The 21,849-nt window shown below is 62.1% G+C and carries 12 protein-coding genes; 5 read left to right on the forward strand and 7 right to left on the reverse strand.

The genetic code is table 11. The annotated features are described in order from the left end of the window. The first annotated feature begins 214 nt into the window (after nucleotides 1–214). The 4 genes from EWH10_RS14010 to EWH10_RS14025 all read left to right on the forward strand — a co-directional run bounded on the left by EWH10_RS14010 (nucleotide 215) and on the right by EWH10_RS14025 (nucleotide 3,593). Complete coding sequence (locus EWH10_RS14010; RefSeq protein ID WP_130030047.1) at nucleotides 215–493, forward strand: hypothetical protein; 279 nt, start codon at nucleotides 215–217, stop codon at nucleotides 491–493. Between the two features lie 1,444 nt (nucleotides 494–1,937). Then, complete coding sequence (locus EWH10_RS14015; RefSeq protein WP_130030048.1) at nucleotides 1,938–2,672, forward strand: hypothetical protein; 735 nt, start codon at nucleotides 1,938–1,940, stop codon at nucleotides 2,670–2,672. Between the two features lie 23 nt (nucleotides 2,673–2,695). Next, on the forward strand, nucleotides 2,696–3,139 hold the full coding sequence (locus EWH10_RS14020; protein WP_130030049.1) for a hypothetical protein: 444 nt from the start codon (nucleotides 2,696–2,698) through the stop codon (nucleotides 3,137–3,139). Between the two features lie 7 nt (nucleotides 3,140–3,146). Next, nucleotides 3,147–3,593: a RidA family protein gene (locus EWH10_RS14025; RefSeq protein WP_044663103.1), complete on the forward strand. Its 447-nt coding sequence runs from the start codon at nucleotides 3,147–3,149 to the stop codon at nucleotides 3,591–3,593. Nucleotides 3,594–4,441: 848 nt separating this feature from the next. Here the strand turns inward: EWH10_RS14025 and EWH10_RS14030 are convergent. The 5 genes from EWH10_RS14030 to EWH10_RS14050 all read right to left on the reverse strand — a co-directional run bounded on the left by EWH10_RS14030 (nucleotide 4,442) and on the right by EWH10_RS14050 (nucleotide 16,403). Further along, a complete protein-coding gene (locus tag EWH10_RS14030) occupies nucleotides 4,442–5,851 on the reverse strand; it encodes a porin (protein WP_130030050.1) in 1,410 nt (469 codons plus the stop codon). 228 nt (nucleotides 5,852–6,079) lie between these two features. After that, nucleotides 6,080–7,282 carry an HlyD family type I secretion periplasmic adaptor subunit gene (locus tag EWH10_RS14035; RefSeq protein WP_082166337.1) on the reverse strand — a complete coding sequence of 401 codons (1,203 nt, stop codon included), beginning with the start codon at nucleotides 7,280–7,282 and terminating at the stop codon, nucleotides 6,080–6,082. After that, on the reverse strand, nucleotides 7,279–9,438 hold the full coding sequence (locus EWH10_RS14040) for a type I secretion system permease/ATPase (protein WP_044663101.1): 2,160 nt from the start codon (nucleotides 9,436–9,438) through the stop codon (nucleotides 7,279–7,281). The genes EWH10_RS14035 and EWH10_RS14040 overlap by 4 nt, the downstream gene beginning before the upstream one ends. After that, entirely contained in the window at nucleotides 9,431–10,771 is a 1,341-nt protein-coding gene (locus EWH10_RS14045) for a TolC family protein (protein WP_242495893.1), read from the reverse strand. Before EWH10_RS14045 ends, EWH10_RS14040 begins: the two co-directional genes overlap by 8 nt. 73 nt (nucleotides 10,772–10,844) lie before the next feature. After that, nucleotides 10,845–16,403, reverse strand: a complete 5,559-nt coding sequence (locus tag EWH10_RS14050; RefSeq protein ID WP_130030052.1) for an Ig-like domain-containing protein — start codon at nucleotides 16,401–16,403, stop codon at nucleotides 10,845–10,847. A gap of 614 nt (nucleotides 16,404–17,017) precedes the next feature. Between EWH10_RS14050 and EWH10_RS14055 the strand changes: the two genes are divergently transcribed. After that, the gene (locus EWH10_RS14055) at nucleotides 17,018–17,782 is read left to right on the forward strand and encodes a response regulator transcription factor (RefSeq protein ID WP_048578602.1); all 765 of its coding nucleotides are present in this window, start codon (nucleotides 17,018–17,020) and stop codon (nucleotides 17,780–17,782) included. Nucleotides 17,783–18,012: 230 nt separating this feature from the next. Here EWH10_RS14055 and EWH10_RS14060 read toward each other — a convergent pair whose 3' ends face one another. Both EWH10_RS14060 and EWH10_RS14065 read right to left on the reverse strand, forming a co-directional pair. Beyond that, entirely contained in the window at nucleotides 18,013–19,236 is a 1,224-nt protein-coding gene (locus EWH10_RS14060) for a dipeptidase (RefSeq protein ID WP_044661932.1), read from the reverse strand. Then, nucleotides 19,236–21,605, reverse strand: a complete 2,370-nt coding sequence (locus tag EWH10_RS14065) for a TonB-dependent receptor (protein ID WP_044661931.1) — start codon at nucleotides 21,603–21,605, stop codon at nucleotides 19,236–19,238. The genes EWH10_RS14060 and EWH10_RS14065 overlap by 1 nt, the downstream gene beginning before the upstream one ends. Nucleotides 21,606–21,849: the final 244 nt, after the last annotated feature.

Here is a 21,849-nt window from a genome sequence, read left to right on the forward strand (position 1 = left end):
GAATATAAATAGCGTTTGATTCTGATTGTATAAATCGGACAAACGTCCCCATTCACCATCATTGCTGCGCAACTTCTCATTATAAGATGTTAAAATGACCGCGCTATATTGATTGAGATCAAACATGACGGTCGGCAGGACGTTGACGCTAAACAGCGAATCAGGCAATTGCCGCTACGGCAGTCGAGAAACATCGGCGCAGGAGAGGATGCCCATGAGCCTGACGCAGGTTGTTTACCGTAAGTCTTTTCACAAGTTATTCATCGAATGTCTTTCTCAACAAAGACAGCCTACAGAAGAAGAAATCGACCTGATCGCCGGAGAGATCTGGAGAAGCAGCCATGGCTGCGTGACGGGGCAGCCGTGGGCTGATGTCGCTCGAGGCAGCGATTCACATCGGCAGATGATGAACGCTGCCCGCGCTGCGCTAGGGGTCCATTCGAAGCAACTTCGCGCGTCGAATGACGAGCAGAGTTTAGTGACCGCGGCATAGCAGAGCCACATTTGTGGTCGCACAGCAAAAAATACCGCCGAGGTCCTGTAGCGCAGGGCGAGGCGGAGAGGTTTCGCTTAGCTGGATGATACCGGTGGGGCAGCGCCACACCGATGGCGCAGTCGGATTATGTCGTCTGATGGCTTAGCCGGAATCTTGCAGCCTACCTCACATGATGGATGGCCGACTCACCTTCACAGGCGCATGCTCCCTATTCCTCTCCCTTGGAGGAACCCGACAGCCCCGCCTCGACCCCCTTCCGAGGCGGGGCAAACTGTATTGGGCGGACGAGAGAGCGTTCGCCGCCGGCTTGGATTAGGGGTCCGACACAATGAAGCCGACCGGTAGCATCCGGTGTGCATGGGGCAGATTCGAACGGCGATAATTTGGCGCGCTGCGGTGCGACCGCTGATCGGCTTAATCTTACTCGGCCGCGTTTCGCCAGTATTGGAGTTCTGCCAGGTCGACGAATTCACCTTTCATCCCAAGCCGGAACTGGCAGTATCAGGGGTATGCAATCTGTGCGCTGTGATACAGCTTCAATTCTGGCTTTGATCGAACCACGCTTAGCGTCGGTTTTGTGAAAGACCAGCTGCGTTCGACGAATGTCGGAGAGCATAGAATTCTATTTAGACCTCAGAGATGTGATGAAATTTAAATTGTGACAGCTTCGAAAAAAGAGGTTACCGATTACCCGATTTCAACCCGCGCTGGTACAGTAAAGAGGTACAGCAGGGCAGGATCGCGCCGCAGAAAACAACGGTTTTCTGCCATTCTGTGATGGAGGCGACCCCTCCCGTAGGGGTCACCAATCTCCTGAAAAGCACAAAGCCCGTGCTGGCTGCTTTACTCCCGCTAATACAGCAAAGCGAAGAAGCGCTGTCATGTCCTGCCGTGGAAGCACCAGAAGCCGGCACTTACCATTGGCATCGATAGCTTCCCAAGCTCCGCTGAGCCTTTGAGGAGGAAGCTCTCATCCAGCAAGCTCTCAGATCAAAGATCCTTCGAAGTTTGCGGCTTTTCGATGTTGGACAACAGCAGACGGTCCCAACGGCAATTTGGCGTGCATTGGGCGGAAGTCAGCAGATAAGACCTACGCGCGCGCTGTAATATGGGACCAGCGATCCAGCTTTTTATCGATTGCCATCAAAATTTTGCAATCGTTTGTTATAGTAAGAATGCGGATGATGCCTGAGGCACTCGAGGGCCAATCAGTCCGGCAATGAGTGGGATCCAAAGCGGAACATCCCCTGCTTGATCGCCGGAAACCTCATTGCAGGCGCCTGCACCGGATCAAAAATCGGCTTTCGTTGACAACGCAATGGCGATATGCAATCGTTTGTAGTGAACATATTCCAACCCGTCAGGACACCGATCGCTCATACTGCAATCCAATAGCTTCCGAGCTTTCACCTCCCATCCTTTCACCCCCTAAGGAGTTGTAATGCAACCGAACAATGAGAATCACGCCGTAGGAGAGGACTCAGCGCTGCACACTCGGCACAACATCGCCTTGTATCACCGCGACCATATGCGGTTCAACGCGACGCTGCTGCTCGAGATCGCGGCCGACATCAGCCGTGAGGCGAACAGGCTGAAGGTCTTCGGGGACTATTGGCAGCGGGAGCCGGAGCCGCTGGCAACTGCTCCCTTCGACACCTCCCACCCGCGCAGCACCGCATGCGGTTGTGGCGATCTGAGCCCTCTGAGCGCCGTCGCCGGCGCGGGCATCCTCTTCATGGAAGGGCTGGGCGAGCCGGAAGAGATCCGGGTGCTGAAGGAAAAGCTGAGGTACCGGGGCGAGCAATTCGTCGATAAGGGGCAGTGGCTCGTAGACATCATGGCAGTGATCTGGAAGCAGGATCTGGAACTGCTGGATCCCGCCACCGTCGCTGCATGGCCCTGGATTTCCGTGATCTCCAACACCTGGCGCGGCGCGAAGCAGAGATTGACGGCAGGCAAGCTGCTCCTGACGGCACGCGACTATCTGGAGAAGGTCGACTTCGCGCCGGCTGCGCTCCGCAAGAATCGTGCGGCTTCAGGAAAGCTGCTCCTGTCTGCGGCATGGGCGATGGACGCGGCCGCCACTCTCTTCTGCGAGAACACTTCCAGCCTCACCTATGACGATCCGGAGATGATCAGATATCTGACCTTCTTCGAGAACGCCACGTCCCGCTGATCCCCGCATTTACGGAGTACCCAATGTCAACGACAATCGACCTGAGGATGTATTCAAGGCAGCTTCTACAGGCTACGCAGCAGCTCGACACCCTGATCGAGCAGGTGGCGGCCACTGACCTGACCACCGATGAGATCAATGCGGTCGCAACCCATTCGCGGGCGCTTGTGGACGCGTTGAGCGCCACGCGTTCGGGCTTGCAGTCTGCCGGCAAGGACGGACTGGAAGCCGGTCTGGATCCCGCCAATGTCCGGCGTGCGATGGCCGCTTCGATCGCTGAACTTCCGCTGGAACCTGCGCTCTACGCGCTGGAAGCGGTAACGCCGCTTGTCGAGAAGGCCAAGGCGCAGCAATCCAGCCATGGGGTACTTTCGGTGCCGCTGTGCCTGGCATATCGCCACTGCATCGAAGCGCTCCGGCCGTTGGCCGCGGCAGTCGACCCGCAAGATCTTGTTGGAGCTCGTTGAGGAAATCATGACCGACCGTAATTTCAACAAGACGAACGTCAATCATAACAAGGGCTGGGCACGCGACTTGTTCAGCGACGTTTCCATCGTCGAGGCCCCGGCAGGCGCGAAGTACCTGTTCCTGTCAGGTGTGTCGGCCGAGGATCCGGAAGCCACCGATCTTCATTCGGTGACTATCCTGGGCGATGGCGATTTCCGCAAGCAGACCCAGATCGCATTTCGGAAGATCAAGACCGTGCTGGCGGCACATGGCGCCACCTTGGCCGATGTCGTGCGGATGACGGCGTATGTCACCGACCGCGCGAACATTTGGACCTATTTCGAGGTTCAGGGCGAAGAACTGGACGGTGCTCCCCGCCCGCCACATACCTTCCTTGAAATCTCCTCCTTGGCAGTCCCTGAGATGCTGGTGGAGATCGAAGTGACGGCGATGATCGGCCTTAATCCGAGTTGATTGCCGCTTGACAGAGCGGTGGCCGTATTTGGTCTTATATTCGCGAAATCCCCGGCCGTTTATAGCAAAGCGGCCGGGCTTCGTGAGAATGATGGGCGCCGATAGCCGTAAGCGATCTGTCCGCCATCCAGGCCGATGGAACGGATTTCAGGTTGTAAGTCGGCGAGCTTGGATTCGGCTTGGGTACCACCCTTTCCTGAGTTCTGCGCCGCTGACGATGCCGAAAGCCCGAGAGCGGTGCCAATCAGGCTTTTCCTCGCAGATACTCTCCATCAGGCGTGACCAGCTTTATGTGGCGACGCCCGACCCCGCATCTTCCCATCGCAAAAATCCGGTGAAGGGATGGAGAATATGGGGAGGCGACTTCCTCTCAGCATCCCTCAACTCCGCCCTGCGTTGCGGACGCCCCATGGGGCAGCTTTTTCAACGCTGCGCGTGCGCGGCTCAGGCGGTCAGTCTTGAACCGTCAACGCTGAACCACCATTGCAGAACGGGAGCGCCCCGTCGCAACGCGGCACCTCTCTTCCAGATCGACAGTTCATCCTTTCGCCGCTATTTTGAGGGGTTATGGGCATTCTTCACGGACGCCGCCATTCCTGTCGAGAAAGCAATCGCCCCGCAGTCGACCATTTCGGGCCAGTCAGCCGCTGGTGCCACATAGCTGAAAATCGGACATGGGATGGACTTCCCCTCCTACGGTTCGGGCGTGGACTTGCTCAACCGGAACAGGGCGCTGGCGTCGCTTTAATGGTGAGATGGTCAGATAGAGCGCTGCAAGATACGGCATCCGTCGCCCACCTGCCTCCAATCGCGAAGGAAGAGCGTTTAAGAGCACCCTCCCCCATGCCTCAGTAATTCCATTGCACCTGTGTACGGATAAGATTGCCTTCCGCACGACCTGTACGGCGTTCGTCGGCTTCGGCGCGCTTCATTCGGGCGAAGGCAAGGGTGAATTCCAGCGCTTTCCACGGCTGCCATTCGACGCCCAGTTCCAATTCGTCGGTTTCCAGACGCGGCGCATTCGTGCCCGCCTTCCACCCGCCGCGATAATATTGCCAGCGGCCATAGGGCATCAGCGTACCGATCGAGTCCGTGGGCATGCGGTACATCATCTGGACATAACCGCCGTTCAGCTTCCTGGTCAGGATGGATTGGCTGGCGCGATCATATTCCGGCCCCTTGCCCCAATTCCATTCTGCCTGGATACCGAAGGGCTGCGGGTAGAGCATGGCGTGGATGCCGAGGCGATCGTCATCATAGGCCACGGAACTGACCGAGCCGCTGCGCAGTTCGGGCTGCACGTCATTCATCATTGCAGAGCCGCCGATTTCGAACACCTGCCCGGCCAAAGCTTCGCCCAGGCCATCCAGTTCGAAAGGCCAGGTAGCGAAGGCGACCTTCATCAGACCCCGATTCTGTTCCGTCCTGTTGGTGCCCTGCCCGTTAAAGGCGCCTATGCCGAATGCGCCGTAATTGCCGAACAGCTTCTGGCCGTCATGCGACAGCCGATCCCAGATCTTCTGCACCGAAGGTGGGGTATAATAGCCGACAATGCCAAGGTCTCGTTCGCTGGGTACCGCGCTGTTAATTGCATCGCTGCGATCGAGCGTCAGACGGTTGGACGAGGATTGCATATTTTCCCAGCCAAAAGGCACCTTCGACTGGCCGAAACGCAGCCGGAAACTCTTCCCCTTGTCAAGGAAGACGTCGGCATAGGCGTCCCGCAATTGAGCGAAGCCCTCCCGCCGCTCGCTCCCCGCCTGGTTGTTCACCGCGGTGGCGAAATCGGATTGAAGATAGAGCGACACGCGATCGGAAATGTCGCCCTGGAGCACCAGCCGCGCACGACGCAGCGAAAAGCTGCCCCGGTCCGAGATCGAACTGTCATGGACCGATCGAAGGCGGGAAACGCCGGCAGGCGCGCTATCGTCGCCCGACAGGAAGGCATTGTAGCGCATCTGGGTATAGCCCCGAAATGAGAGCCGTTCGTACCACGCCTTCGACCTGGCTTCCGGGGCCGATGCGGGCGCGGCGGCCGGCGGCTGCACGGGTGCACTGGCCAGGGCGGCAGATGGCGTAGCGGCAGAGACAGGAACGGCCGCAGCGGGCTCCGCGGCGGCGGGCGCGGACCTGCTGGCGGCGAGCGCGGATGTCAGCGCCTGCACCTGCGCCTTCAGTTCATCGATCTGGCGTTGCAGTTCCGCATTGCTCTGGGCGTGCGCCACCTCCGGCATCAGCGCCAGCAGGCTTACCATCATAACCCTGCTTTTGAACATCTTCACCGGCACCGACTGACTCCCCCTGTGTCCACTGGGTGCGGCGGCTATGGCATTTCAGCGACAATGGGATGACAGTAATATTTCATTTTGATGACAGGTGGCCGCACCATTGCCGCGCAGGTCCAGGCAGGCCCCGCTTCTCGATAGCAGGGCCAGATGACGGGAAAGTGCATGTGCCGTCGTTTTTTGGAGGACCTTTTTCCGACCCTATCTCTCGCGCATGGCTTCCTTGGCCTTGTTGATCGGCTTCATCAGATAATCGAGCACGGTCTTGCGGCCGGTGCGGATTTCGACCGTCGCGACCATGCCGGGCATGATGGCGTGGTCCTTGCCGTCTTTGGTCCGCAGGCTGGAATGCCGGGTGCGGACATAGACGCGGTAGAAGACCTGATCGCGATTGACCTCATCCTGCAGGGTGTCGGGGGAGATGCGGTCGACCGTGCCGTCCAGCGTGCCGTAGATGGACGGATCATAGGCGGTGATCTTGACCGTCGCGGGCAACCCCGGACGAATGAAGGCGATGTCGCGCGGGCTGATGCGCGCTTCGATGAGCAGCTTGTCCTCCAGCGGCACGATCTCCATCAGCGAACCGCCGGGCTGGAGCACGCCGCCAATGGTCGTCACCTCCAGATTCTTGACGATCCCCCGCACTGGAGAGGTCAAGATGGTGCGGTTCAACTGATCGCGCCGGCCGCTCATCACCTGATCGACCACTTCCAGTTCGGCCTTCGTCTTCGCATAATCGTCATTGGCCTCGATGATGAACTGGTTGCGCAGGGAATCGAGCTTGGCCTGCAGTTCATTTTCCTGCCGCTGGAGCTGGATGACCTCGACCTTGTTGGCCGCGCCCAGTTCGACCAGTGGCGTGGTCATCTGAAGCTGGCGGCGGACGAGCGCGAGCGATTCCCGCAGGCTGGCCGTGGCGACCTGAAGATTCTGGCGCCGGGAACGGAGCAGTTCCATCTCCCGCTCGACCAGTCCCGGAGTCTGGCGGACCTCCGCGCTGAACCGGGGCTCTCCGCCAGTGATCTCCGCCTCCAGCCGGGCTGCCGCGGCCTCCAGCGAGCGCGCCTTGGCGACGGACTCGCCCAGGGTGGAACTGAACCGCGCGCGGTCGAGCGTCGCCAGCTTCTGGCGCGGCTGGACGATGTCCCCTTCATGGACGAAGATGCCGTCGACGATGCCGCCTTCCAGGCTCTGGATGACCTGGGAACGCGACGGAGGCGTCACCTTGCCGGGACCGACCGCGACTTCGTCCAGCGTGCCGAACCACGCCCAGACCAGAAAGGCCGTCACGCCCAGGGAAATGATGGGAATGACCCTCAGCTTCTCCGCGAAGGCCAGCCAGTCGCTCTCCTTTCCGGCCGCATCGCGCAGCAGGGGAGACGCCGTCTTCGTTTGCGTCGTCATGCCTGTGCCCCTCCCGTGACGCGGGCGCCGGTCCTGGGCCCGGCCAGCGTGGCGATCACCTTGTCCCTGGGACCGTCCATGACCACCGCACCGCGCTCTATCACGATGATGCGATCGACCAGTCCGAGCAGTCCGGACCGGTTGGTCGTGACGATCAGCGTGCGGTCCCCCAGCCATTGGCTGAGTTCGCGCACCAGATGCCGCTCGCTATTCTCGTCCAGCGGCGCGGATGGCTCGTCCAGCAGCAGGATATTGCCCTTGCGCAGCAAGGTGCGGGCAAGCAGCAGCGTCTGGCGCTGGCCGCCCGAAAGGCCTGCGCCGCCCTCCTGCAACAGAAGGTCGAGACCCTGAGACTGGTTCTGGACGAGCGGCAGGCCACCCGTGACGGCCAGCGCCGCCACCATATCCTCGTCGCTGGCATGGGGAGCGCCGACCAGCAGGTTCTCGCGTATGGTGCCCAGGAACAGTTGCGCGCCCTGCCCCAGATAGCCCGTCTCCCTGCGAATGTCGGCCGGGTTGATCAGCGCCATGCTCGTGCCGTCGAGCAACAGCTTGCCGGAGGTCGGCCGCGCCAGCCCCGAAAGCTGGCGAAGCAATGTCGACTTGCCCGCGCCGATCTTGCCCAGCAGGGCGATCCGTTCCCCCTGCCGGATCGAGAGCCGGTCGATCCTCAATACCGCCGGCGATTCCGCGTCATAGGCATAGAGGAGATTTTCGATCTCATAATTGCCGCGCAACAGGGTGCGGCGGAGGAGCCCCGCTTCGGGATCGTGATCCACTGGCTTTTCCATGATGTCGTTGAGCGCGCCGATAGCGACCTTCGCGCTCTGCCAGCGGGTGAAGACCTGCCCCAGCGGCACGAACAGCACCAGCGCGCGGCTGGTGAGGATGGAACAGGCGATGAGCGCGCCCATGGTCATGTCGCCGTCCATCACCCGATAGGCCCCGGCGACGACCACCGCTGTATAGGCAAGCTGCTGCAGGGTCTGGGACCAGTTGGAAAACAGGGCGGCGAAGAAGCGCTGCTCCGCCCCGACGCGGGCGCCGGTCACGGTGAACCGTTCCCATAGGGACTGGAAGCGCGGCTCGGCCTGCGCGGTTTTGATCTCGTCGATGCGCTCTATGGATTCCACGAGCATGGCGTTGCGCAGCGCGGCTTCCCGCATGCCCTCCTTCGCCAGCCGCCCAAGGGGAATTTGCAGGAGAAGCCCCGGCAAGACGATGAGGATGAGCGCCGCCACCAGCACGAAGGTCAGCGGCCCCGCCAGCATGGTGAACAGCGCCAGGAAGAGAATGATGAAGGGCAGGTCGACCAGCGCGGACACGGTGGTGGAGGTCAGCAGTTCCCGGATCTGCTCTATGTCGCGCAACTGGGCGATGAAGGCGCCGGTCGACTTGGGCCGCGCATCGTTGCGGATGTCGAGCGCGCGGGCGAATATCCTGGAGGAGATCGCAAGGTCGGCCCGCCGTCCGATCCGGTCCACCACCACCACCCGGGAGGTGCGCAGCAGCAGTTCGAGCAGCAGCGCCATCAGCGTCCCCAGCGCCAGCACCCAAAGCGTGGGGATCGACCGGGCGGGAATGACGCGGTCCCATACCTGCATGGCGAAGAGCGACGTGCCGAAGGTCAGCAGATTGCCGAAAAGCGAGGCAAGCACGATCTCCCCATAGCCGCGCCGGTCGCTGAACACCGTGTCCCAGAACCAGGACCGCCTGCTTTTGCGGAGGAAGGCGTCGATACGGGCATCACGCGCCCTGGTCGAAAGCGCCTCCACCAAACCGGCGCGGCCCGTCGCCTTCTCCGCAAATTCGGCGCGCGGGATTTCGAGCATGGTCTGGCCCGACAGTCCGGGGACCGAAAACAGGACGCTGTCGGCGCCGCGCCGGTGGAGGAGGGCAACCACCCCTTCGCGCATTTCGAACAGGGCCGGCAGCATCATGTCCGGCACCTCGTCGGGCCGGACATCGATCAGGTCGAGCTGGATTCCGGACAGCCGGGCCGCCTGCCGCAATTCGTCGCGCGGGTCGCCCTCATGGCCGGACCATGCCAGCCGGCCGGTCAGTTCCGCCTCCGTCAACGCTATCCCTTTCAGGCCGGCAAGCGAGACGATGGCCGCGATCCAATTGCGTCCTGCGCCGATTTCCCGATCAGCCATCGCCATCGTCCTGTGTCATGCTGGAGGGCAGGCCAAGCGATTGCCGAAGCTGGCCGAAGACATTCTCATATTGGACCCGCGCACCCAATATGTCGTATTCCGCCGCGATCCTGGCGCTCGCCGCGCGGTAGATTTCCAGTTCGGCATTCAGCAGTTCAGTGAGGCTGCGCTTGCCGAGCTTATATTCCTCCAGGAAGATCGCGCTGGCATCGACGGCCTGCTGTTCCTGGCGGCGATAGGCCCGGATGCGCAGATAACCGCCCCTGATCTGCTCCCGCGCGGCAAGAGCCCGGCCGCGGATGTCGAGGATCGTCGACTCTTTCGTCGCCTGCGCGGCGCGGCGGTCTTCCTCGGCCGCCTTCACGGCATAACGGTTGGACCGGCGAACCAGGTCGCCGGTCACCGTCACCATGGCGGAAAAGGCGTCGTCCCTGTTGTTGTAGGTATAATTGTTACGGCTGTAGCCAAGCTGGATGCCAAGGCGCGGGAAGCGCTCGGCCCGCGCCTGCCCTACCCGCGCCGATGCCGCCTGTTCGGCCTGTTCGGCGGCGGCCACGGCAGGCAATGTGGCGAAATCAGGCTCCCCGTCATGGGGCGCGAACCGTTCGATCGCCTGCGCCGGATCGTCATAGACCTCCGGCATGACGCCGATGAGATTGGCCGGCGTCACCTTGGCCGCCGTCAGCGACGATCCGGCCTGGATCTGATCGCCGCGGGCGCTTTCCACACGCACATCGGCCAGCAACAGGTCGGAACGATCGGAAAGCCCGGCATCCACCCGCAACTGGATCAGCATCTGGAGATGCTCCAGCGACTGGACATGCTTTGCGGTTTCGAGTTGCAGCAGCTCGAACCGCTTCACGTCGAGATAGGCTAGCGCGCCTGTCTCCGCCAACTGGTCGGCCGCCGATTCCAGTTCGAACCGGCGCTGCTTCTCGGTCGAGCGGGCATAGCCGATCTCTCCCTTCGTCCGGCCGAAGTCCCAGGCAAGCTGGTTGAGCGTCAGGCTGGGGCCCGCCATATTGTCATTGAGGCCGGAGCCGCTTTTGCCCGACAGCATATTGGGGCCCAGGTTCGCCTGATAGGAAAGCTGCGGCGTCCACAGGCTGCGCGCCGCCCCCAGATCGGCCCGCCCCCGGGCCAATGTGGCGCGGGCGCGGGCGAGATCGGGATGGCGGGCAAGCGTCAGCCCGACCGCGTCGGCAAGGCCGATCCTGCTGCCATGGGCTGGAGGGGGATCGGCGACGGGATCGGGGGGCGCGGCGGAACCGGCACCGGCATGGAGCGCTTCCGCCAGGGCAAAGCCAAGGAGCATGAGAATCTTCCCGGCCAAGGGCGGGAAAATCCCTTTCCGCTTCCGCATCAGCGGCCCCTCTCCCGCCCCTGCCCTCTGGCAGGTGACGGCATCAAACCACCACCAGCACGGGATCTTCGATGAGCACGGTCGTGGTTCCCAGACTATATTGCTCATAGGCGTGATTATCGACCAGCGCCTGGCCGACATGGACCGCACCGGTCATGGTCACGCTGTCGTTATTCTCGCCCGTGATGATGAGTTGCCGGTTCGCATCCGTCGCCTGGATGATGCCGGCCTCCGTCAAGGTGAGGCTGTGTCCGGTGTCGCCCGCGCCCAGGTCGATCCGTTCCATATTGCGGATATTGGTCGCCGCATCGAGGTTCAGCGACACGCTGCTGTCGCCGCGGACGAGCAGCGCATCAGCGCCCGCCCCGCCGTCGATCAGCGTATCGGCCGCGTCGAACAGCAATATGTCGTTCCCGGTGCCGCCGTCCAATGTGTCGGCGCCGGCCCCACCTCGCAATATGTCGTTGCCGCCGCCGCCCTGGAGAATATCGGCGCCGCCATAGCCGTAGAGATGCTCATTGGCAGCGGTGCCGGTCAATATGTTGACGCCGGCCGTGCCCTCCAAAATGGTCGGATCGCTGCTGCCGCCAAGCAGGGTGTTGAGCAGATTGGCGTCGAGCAGACTGGCCGCATTGTCCGTCCGCGACGCGCCGGCCGTATCGGTCGCCGTGATGCTGATGCCTGACAGCAGGTTCACGTTGAGACCAAGCGGTGAATTGAAATGCACCGCCCTCAGCAATTCGTTGATGGCCATATTGTCGATCGGCCCGCCATCCAGCGCCGTTATCGTCATCGTCGAGGAGATGGTGGAGACGGGCGTCCCCAGCACGGTCACGAACTGGTTGTTGACGTTGACCGCAAGGCCGAGTTCGGTCGCCAGATCCTGCGACACGGTGAAGACCTGCGTGCCGACGGTCAGCAGGGGCGTAAAGTCCAGCACGACGCTTTGCAGGCTGTTCTCCGGATCGATCGCCACGAAGGCCTGGCTGCCGATGTCGAGCAGGCCCAGGGCTTCCGCACTGACAAGCCCCAGCAGGCTGCTGTCCGATGCCAGGACGATGGGCGCGTCGTTGACGTTCGTGATGGTGATCGGCTGGGCGGCCGTGGAGCCCACATTACCGACCGCATCCACGACGCGCACGTCCACCACATGGCCGCCGGCGCCGAGCGTGCCGGGACCGTAGGACCAGCTGGTGCCGCTGGTCGCCGCCTGCGTCCAGGTGGCGCCGCCATCCAGGCTGACCTCGACCCGCTCCCCGCCGGCCAGCGGTGCGCTCAGCGTGCCCGTGATGGTCGGGGACGTATCGTCGGTGGCCCAGTCGCCCACCACCTGCGTGTCGTCGCGCAGGGCCGTGATCGCGACCGTGGCGGTCGGGGCGACGGTATCGATGGCTATGGCATAGGGCGCCGACGCCAGGCCCGCATTGCCCACGGCATCCGTCACGACGGCGGTGAAGCTGTGCGGTCCATTGCCCAAGGGCGCAGTCGGCGTGAAATTCCAGTTGCCCGATCCATCCGCCGTTGCGGTGCCCAGCAGCGTGCCGCCATCATAGACGGAAACGTTGGCGTTCGCCTCCGCGCCTGTTCCCGAAATGGTCGGCGTCGTGTCGTCCGTCGCCCCTCCCAGAGCCACCGCCCCCAGCACCGAGCCTACATTGTCGCTGACGCCGGTAATCGTCGGCGCGGCCGGGACGGTGAGGTCTATCGTCAGCGCGTAAGGCGCCGAGGCAATGCTGGCATTGCCTGCTGCGTCGACGCCAACGGCGGTGAAGCTGTGCGGCCCCTCGCCCAGCGGAGCGGTGGGCGTGAAATTCCAGTTGCCCGAAACGTCTGCCGTCGCCGTGCCCAGCAGGGTGCTGCCGTCATAGACCGAAACGGTCCCGTTCGCTTCCGCACCGGTTCCGGAAAGGGTCGGCGTCGTGTCGTCGGTCGACCCACCGGAAATCACGCCGCCTAGGATCGAACCGGCATTGTCGCTGGCCCCGGTGATCGTCGGCACGGGGGGCAAGGTCAGGTCTATCGTGACCGCATAGGCCGCCGAAGCGAGGCTGACATTGCCCGCCGCATCGGTCGCCGTGGCGGTGAAGCTGTGCAAGCCCTCGCCCAGCGGCGTAGTCGGCGTGAAGCTCCAATTGCCCGAAGCATCCGCCGTCGCCGTACCCAGCAGCATATTGCCGTCGTAGATCGAGATGCTTGCGTTCGCCTCCGCGCCGGTTCCGGAGAGAGTGGGCGTGGTGTCGTCAGTCGTTCCGCCCGAGATCACGCCGCCAAAGACCGAACCCGCATTGTCGGTCATGCCGGTGATCGTCGGAATGGAGGCGACGGTATCGACGGTCAAGGCATAGGCCGCTGAAGCCGCGCTCTCATTCCCCGCCGCATCCGTGGCCGTGACGGTGAAGCTGTGCGAACCCGCACCCAGCGGCGTGGTCGGCGTGAAGCTCCAATTGCCCAAAGCGTCCGCCATCGCCGTGCCGAGCAGGGTGCTGCCGTCATAGACCGAAATAATGGCATTCGCCTCGACCCCGATTCCCGACAGGGTAGGCGTCGCATCGTCCGTGATCCCGCCATTGGCGACAGGGCCTAGGATCGACCCCGCATCGTCGGCCACCGCCGCTATCGACGGCACCGCAGGCGGCGTGGTGTCGAGGCCGGTATTGACGGTCACTGCACCGGCAAGCGAGCTATTGCCCGCGGCATCGGTCGCAATCGCGTTGACGACCGTTCCATTCGCCAGCGGGGAAGCCAGGGTGATGCTCCAATCGCCCGAGGCGTCCGCGGTCGTGGTCTCATCGAACACGCCATCGCCATCGGTGTCGAGGTCGATGATCGCGCCGGCTTCCGCGATACCCGATAGCGTGGTTCCGTCGGAGGGGGCCAGAATCGGCGCGGCCGGAGCGCTGGTGTCGACGGTCAGCACATAGGCGGCAGACGCCGCGCTGACATTGCCTGCCGCGTCGGTCGCCGTGACGGTGAAGCTGTGCGCCCCCTCGCCCAGCGGCGCGGTGGGCGCGAAGCTCCAGTTGCCCGAACCGTCCGCGCTCGTCGTACCCAGCAAGGTGCTGCCGTCGTAGACGGAGACAATGGCATTCGCCTCCACGCCCGTTCCCGAGAGGGTCGGAACCGTGTCATCCGTGCTGCCGCCATTGGCGATGGGGCCCAGGATCGCGCCGACATCATCGGCTACGCCGCCAATTCCGGGAATGGCTGGAGGAGTCGTATCCAGACCTGTATCGACGGTCACCGTATCGGGGGGTGAGCTGTTGCCTGCCCCATCGGTAGCGATGGCGGTCACCACCGTTCCATTTGCGAGCGGCGATGCCAGCGTAATGCTCCAATCGCCCGATGCGTCCACCGTCGTCGTCTCGTCGGATATGCCGTCACCGTCGGTATCCAGAGCGATGGTCGCTCCAGCCTCCGCAGTGCCCGATATTGTCGTGCCGTCGGTCGGGGCAAGCACAGGCGTTGCCGGAGCACTGGTATCGACGGTCAGGACATAGGCGGCCGATGCCGCGCTGACATTGCCCGCCGCGTCGGTTGCCGTGACGGTCAGGCTATGCGTTCCCTCACCCAGCGGCGCGGTGGGAGTGAAGTTCCAGTTGCCCGAACCGTCCACCGCGGCCGTGCCCAGCAGCGTGCCGCCGTCGTAAACGGAGACGATGGCATTCGCTTCGACGCCGGTTCCGGACAGCGTTGGCGTCGCATCGTCAGTGATCCCGCCATTGGCGACAGCGCCAAGGATCGCGCCGACATCGTCGGCTACGGCGCCGATGGTCGGAATGGCGGGGGGAGTAGTGTCGAGTCCGGTATCGACGGTCACCGTATCGGGCGTGGAGCTGTTGCCCGCCGCATCCGTGGCGATGGCGCTGATCACCGTACCGTTCGCCAGCGGCGAAGCCAAGGTGATGCTCCAGTCACCCGATGCATCCGCGACCGTCGTCGCATCGGACAGGCCGTCGCCATCCGTGTCGAGATCGATGGTCGCCCCGGCCTCCGCCGAGCCCGAAACCGTCGTCCCGTCGGTAGGCGCGAGCAGCGGCGCAGCCGGGGCGCTGGTGTCGACGGTCAGGACATAGGCGGCGGACGCCGCGCTGACATTGCCCGTCCCATCCGTCGCCGTGACGGTGAAGCTGTGCGTCCCTTCCAACAGTGGCGCGGTGGGCGTGAAGTTCCAGTTGCCGGAGGTGTCCGCAACGACTGTCCCAAGCAACGCGCCGCCGTCATAGACAGAGACGATGGCGCTCGCCTCTACCCCGCTTCCCGAAAGCGTCGGCGTCGTATCATCCGTGCTGCCCCCATTGGCGACAGGGCCAGTCGTCGTGCCGGCATCGTCGACTACAGTGCCCACCACGGGGATCGCAGGCGCAGTGGCGTCGACCACGACCGTCGCAGGGGACGATGTGTTGCCGGATGGATCGGTCGCAACGACCTCCACCGTCGTGCCGTCGGCAATGGGTGTCGCCGGCACATGGCTCCAATTGCCTTGGTCATCGACAGGAACCGTCGTGTCGATAGTGCCGTCGCCATCGCTATCGATGCCGACAGTCGCGCCGGGCTCCGCCGTTCCGGTCAATTCGGTCCCGTTGCTCGGATCGACGAGCGGAGCGGCGGGGGGCACGGCGTCAATGTCGATGCTGGCAGGCGCGGAGCTGTTTCCCACCGCATCGGTCGCAACGGCCGTTACCGTCGTCCCATCTGGAATCGGCGTCGAAGGCGTATAGTTCCAGTTACCAGACGCATCGGCCGTGGTCGTCGCATCGACGTCGCCGTCGCCATCCAGATCCAGCCCGATCGTGGCCCCTGCCTCAGCCGTACCGCCGAGCGCCGTGCCGTTGCTGGGATTGATCACCGGCGCCGGCGGAGCGGCCGCGTCCACCGTCACGCTGGTCGATGGCGACGCATTGCCCGCAGCATCCACTGCCGTTACCCGCACCGTCACGCCATCGCCGATGGGCGTGGCCGGCGTATAGCTCCACCGGCCGGCATTGTCAGCGGTGGCCGTCGCATCGACCGAGCCGTCGCCATTGACGTCGATGCGCACCGTCGAACCCGCTTCCGCAGAGCCCGACAAGCTACGGCCATTTGTCGGCGCCACGGTCGGCGCTGCCGGGGGCGTGCTATCCACAGCCGTCCCGCCATCCGGCCCACCCCCACCACCACCGCCGCCGCCAGCAGCAGCCGCGACGCCGATGCCGGCTGCCACCGCCCCCAATCCCGCCAGCAGGCCGCCGCTCAGACCCCCCGCAGCGCCTGCGGGGGCGAAGGAATAACTCAGGGCTTCGGTGGTCGTGTCGGTGGGCAGATAACAGGCTTCGCTGCCCAGATCGGTCAGCCACTGCTGCCCATTGCCTGGTTCGAGGAAAATAAGGTCGGCAATGTCTCCCGGCGGACAATTGAAATAACCCTCCAGCCGGACCGCCGTACCGTCGGCAAAATGCAGGATCAGATCATCCCCTTCACGCAGCATCGCCGTCACCTCGCTGCGCGCAGCCGTCACCTTGATCGCTGAGCCGCCCTGGGCCTGGATCACGGCATTTTGTTGCTGAACGACGTGGGTTTGGGTCGCACCCGTCTGACGAACGGTGATGTCGATGCGCTTGTCCATGGACTACCTCCCTTGCAGAGAAGGTCGAATTCCAAAGATAATATAAAGTTCCACCACAGTTGAGTAAAAACTTTTATGTTACTTAATATTACTTATTGTTATTTTTTATTTACAAAATTGACCATATGTTTATTTTTCAGCATTATATTCAAGATATTGCCTTATACATATTCATTTTTTATTTATATAAATCCGATATTGAAATATTATAACAATTTTTCCAATTTATTTACTATAGTTTTCGTGAGATGGTCAGGTAATCAAGATTTTCTCTTACATTTACGGCGAGTTCGGAATGTAGCCGTCTGCAATGTTGCGCTTGAAAACCCGCACACCCGCCATCGCGAGTACCAAACAAAAATGTGGCGGAGCCAGGATCGCACATCTCGCAACAGCTCTGCCAAGGCGGAATGGGGGGCGGTTTTTCCCGTAGGCGAAAGACAAAACTTGCTGTAAAACAATGCAAAATCACAAATCGGACAGACATGCCGGTTTTCCCGTCATGATGCCCAAAAGGAGTTTGGAGGGAGTTTCGCGTGAACAAGCGCTTCGACCATCGCGCGTTCACTCTAGCCAGGGATGAGGCATGCAGCACTCCATCCAGAGAAACGCTCATGAGCGTGGCCAGCTTCACCCAGGATGCGACTTTGGCCGAACTGCTCGGCGAGGAATTGGAAGCGCATTCGATCGCGCTGTCGCATCACATGACCCGCGACCGCATCTTGCCGCAGATGGCGGCGGCCTCCGTGGACGTGGCGATCGTCGACGATCATGACGGCTGGAGCCGGACGCTCTCGCTCATACAATCTCTCCGCGCCGCGACGCCGGTGGGCATCATCCTTCTTTCCGAGCGGACGGCCAGGGACGATCGTCTTCTCGCCCTGTCACTGGGAGCCGATCACGTCCTGGCCAAACCGCTCGACATGGCCGAACTGCTGGCCATCCTCCGCAACATGTCGCGTTTTGCGGCAGCCGGACGGCATTCGCCCCGTGTGGATGAGGAAAATGACAGTTGGACTCTCGACCATGTGCACTGGCGCCTCATCGCGCCCAGTGACGAAGGCATAAACCTGTCGACGTCCGAATTCGCCGTGCTCAGCCGGCTGATGCACAATCCCGGCATCGAGCAGCCCCGCGAACAGCTCGCGCAACATCTTCATGCCCGCAGAAGCGCCGGAAACATGCGGGCGCTGGACGTCCTGATCTCCAAGCTGCGCGCCAAGGTCGAGCGCGAAACCGGACGGTCCCTGCCGCTGCGTTCCGCCCGCGGCATCGGATATGTCTTCGTCGGCGCCGTGACGGCATCCAGGGCAGCCCAGCTTCAGGCCCCTGCCGACAAAACAGCGAACGGCTATGTCCTCCGGACCGACGACAGGTGATCGCAATCTTGCGATCCATCTCTGCGCCGGCATGATCGACACACGACAGGGACGGCCGTCAGAGCCGCCCCTGTTGCGGCAATGCCCTAGAGCCAATCGACATTCAGCCCTGACGGCCTGCAAATGAGGCTTTTCCGTGCTTCCGGTGCTCACCTACTTGGAGTAGGCTGCGCTTCGAGTCACGAAAAACCACCATTTTCGGCTCGTCATCTTCTGAATGTCCATTGGCTCTAGGGCGCCTTGGCTGCTTCGGCCGCGGCGAGCACCCTCAGGACATTGCCGGACCAGATCTTCTGGACGTCCGCCTCGCTATAGCCCGCCTTGAGCAGGGCGGCGGTGATCCGGGGCAGGTCGACCACATCCTCCAGCCCGACGACGCCGCCGCCGCCATCCCAGTCCAGCCCGATGCCGACATGGTCCGGCCCCACCACCTTCAACGCATGGAGCATGTGCGCCATGAAATCGTCGAAGGTCGCCCGGTCCGTCTCCGGATAGAGCCGGTCGATCTCCTGCCGCTTCGCCAGCAGTTCGGCGCGCTTTTCGGGCGACAGCTTGGCATCCTCGCGCAACTGGCCGAACAGCGCCTTCAGCGCTTCCTGCCGCTGCGGGTTGGGCTTGGATGCGCGCAGATAGGCGCCATAGGCGTTCATCTGGATCACCCCGCCCTTTGCGGCCAGCGCCTTCAGATGTTCATCGTCGATGTTGCGCGGATGGTCGTAAATCGCCTTGCACCCGGAATGGGTCAGCAGCACCGGCGAGGTGGAAAGCGCCAGCAGATCATCCAGTACCTGATCGCTGCTGTGCGACGCATCCGGGACGATGCCGAGGCGGTTCATCTCCTTCAGCAGTTCCTTGCCCAGTGGGCTGAGGCCGCCATAGCGCGGCTTCTTCGACGGATCGGTCGAACTGTCCGCGAACTGGTTATGCGCGAAATGAGCGAAGCCCGACACGCGAACGCCCATGTCGTAGAAGGTCTTGAGCAGCGACACGTCCTCGCCCAGCGGGTAGGCGTTTTCGATGGACATGAAGACGACCCGCTTGCCGGACGCCGCAATGGGCGCGGCATCCTTGGCCTCCAGCGCCAGCGTGAAATTCGCCGGGTCCGCCGCGACCATCTCGCGGATCGAGACCCCGCGCAGCAGCGCGAAGTCGCGCGATTTGCGGAACCCTTCCTCCGTCAACGGCCCCTGCGGCGTGTAGATCGCCCAGAAACCGCCGTCGAGGCCGCCCTTCTTCATGCGCGGCAGGTCGACCTGGGTATAGTCGCTATGAACCCCATGCTCCTCCTCGATCGACCAGCCCGGCAGGTCGAGCGAGGCAGGCGTATCGAGATGACTGTCGAGCGTCAGCATTTTCTGGTGAAGCTGATAGACCTTCTTCGGCACCTCCTGCGCCTGCACTGCAATGGGGAGCAGCGCCACCAGCGCCGCCCCCGCCATCATCCTTTTCCGCATCAAATCTCGCCCGAAATGGTGAACTGGAAAGTGCGTGGGGACAATGGCCGGAAGAAACCGTCGCCCGTCACGGAAGAGGAGATAAAGGACAATCTGTCTTTATCGAAGATATTATCGACGTTGAGCCGTGCCTTGATGCTCTTGAGCGGGCCGAAGCTCCAGCCGTCGCCGATGTCGACATAGGCGTTGAATACGGTGAAGCCCGGTATGCTAGATCCGGCCGCATTGGTAAATGTCGACCAGCGACGAGAGGTATATTTGCCGGATATGTTGGCGACCAACCAGCTTGCCGGCTCAACCGTCACGCCGCCGCTGACGATCCATTTTGCGCTGTCGGGGATATATTTATCAGCGATCAGGATCGGCGTGGCAGCCGGAATGTCATCCTTGAACTTGGCATTGTTGTAGGTGACGTTGAGATTCCCATAGGCAAGACCATCAAGGAAAGCGGGCTTGTAGGTGCCACTGAACTCCAGGCCATATGCACGAACGCGGCCAACATTCTGGAAGAAGGTTTCTGTGGCCGCACCGCCGCTGCCCGGCAGGATCGTGGTGATCGATTGGATGCGGTTCTTGAACTTCGTGTAGAAGCCCGCAAGCGAGGCGTAAAGCTGGCCCTGATTAGTGCGGATGCCGAATTCCATGTTGGTCGAACGTTCCGGAGCGGGCTGCGGGACCAGGGCCCCAAGCGGGCGGATGACGGAATAAATATCGTCCATTCCCTTGGGCAGGGCCATGTTTTCCGCGTAGGATGCGAAGAGCTGCGTGCGCCCATCCAGCTTATAGAGCACACCGGCCATCGGCAGGAACATGTCCTTGTAATGGGCATTGTTGTAGCTGACGCCATAGCCTGGGACGAAACGCCCACCGACGGTGCGATAATAATCGTCGAAATCGCGATAGCCACGGTAGCTATAGTCAAGCATCAGCCCCTTGAAGCCCAAGTCGAGCACCAGCGCCTCATCTGCCAGCTTGAGCGTATCCTTCAGGAAGACCTGTAGCGTATCGCGCTGCGACCGATAGTCACGGCGCAGATAGACCAGTTCGTTCAGCAGAGGCGCACCGTCGGGAGCGCCGTTGACCGTATTATAACGGGCTTGGGTGCGATGATATTTATCGGTCTCTGCCCAGACGCCGGCCTCGATCGTGTTGACCCCCATTTCCCAATGCAGCTTGGACGTGATGCCGTAGCGGTCGCCGCCGACGCCTGAACGGCCGAACTCGACGCCCCGCGGAGCTACCACAGGCAGGCCGACGGCGACCTGACCATTATAGCGGCTAAGCGAATTGGCATAGGTGTCGGGCGACACGCCATAGCCACCCTTGTCTTCCCAATAGAGCGTCGATTCCGCCCAGACGCCTTCTGCAATACCGGCATGGAAAGTAGCGCCATAAAGCTTGTCCTTACGCACATTGATGGCAAGGTTGTAAACTTGGGCATAGTTGGAGTTGGAGTAATAGACACCCGGCACCGTCGGCGCAAAGCCGGGGGTCGTATTGGGCACATTTTCGATATAGGCGAAGTCACGACCGCAGGCGCCGACCACGCTCTTCACAGTGCAATTATATTGGCCCCGCGAAATGGTAGGCGAGTCATAGTCGAAGAAGTCGTTCGACACGAATTTGAACCGCGCCCAGCTATCGCCGCCGAGGTCGGCATGGACCTGCGCCTCCCAATGTTCGCGGTCGACCGATCCGGGGCCGCGCCACAGGTCGCTGTCCAGCTTCGTGCGGCTGACATAGGCCTTGAACGGTCCCACCCGCCCAGTGCTCGCGCGGATGAAGGTGCGCTTCATGTCGAAGTCGCCGAAGCTTTGGGAAACGAACAGGCCCATCTCGTCCTGCGGCGCGATGCTGTTATATTGGACGACAGGGCCCAATGTCGAATAGCTGGGCAAGCCGACGTCGCCTGCGCCGATGGCGGCTTCCACAACGCCCAGATTCTCATTGTCGACATAGCGGAAAACCGGGCTTCCGCCGAAGGCGTCGCTGCGTCCCGTGGGAATGCCGTCCACCACGAAACCGATCTGATCGAGGTTGAAGGCACGGGTCTGGACGCTGTTGCCGAACTCGTAGAGGCCGAGAGCGCCGTCCGTCTGCACGTTGAAGCCGGGCAGTTGCTCAAGCATCTTCAGGCCCGAAATACCGGAGGGCGCCGACAGCAAGGCCTCACGCGTGACCGCCACCACATTGCTCACCTTATCCTCACCGATCGCTTCCGATGACTGGGAAATGCGGCGGCCGGTAACGGTGATTGTGCCGGCATCGTCATCCGCATCGGGCTCCTGCGCCCAGGCATGGGGTGAGACAAGACCGACGCAACAGGAAAGCAGCAATGCGGCACGACGGACGGACAAGAACTTTTGCATAAATGGCTCCCTTTCGGCCCTTTTCGGGCAGTTATGGGCCGATCAGGCATGCACCGCGCACGGGGCGCAGTGCGACATCTCTCCACATGACGGACAGGCCGGACGCATCGCTGCGCCCAGCCGATTTCTCAGTTTTCTTGTGAAACGAAATGATGGTGAAAATCCGCCACGGACAAATGAGTAATTCTCATTCCGCAACGAATTTTCATGCGCCGCTGCCCGTCGCATCCCGCCTTGCGCGGGA

The sequence above is a fragment of the Sphingobium fuliginis genome (assembly GCF_004152845.1).
GTDB classification, from domain to species: Bacteria; Pseudomonadota; Alphaproteobacteria; order Sphingomonadales; family Sphingomonadaceae; genus Sphingobium; species Sphingobium fuliginis.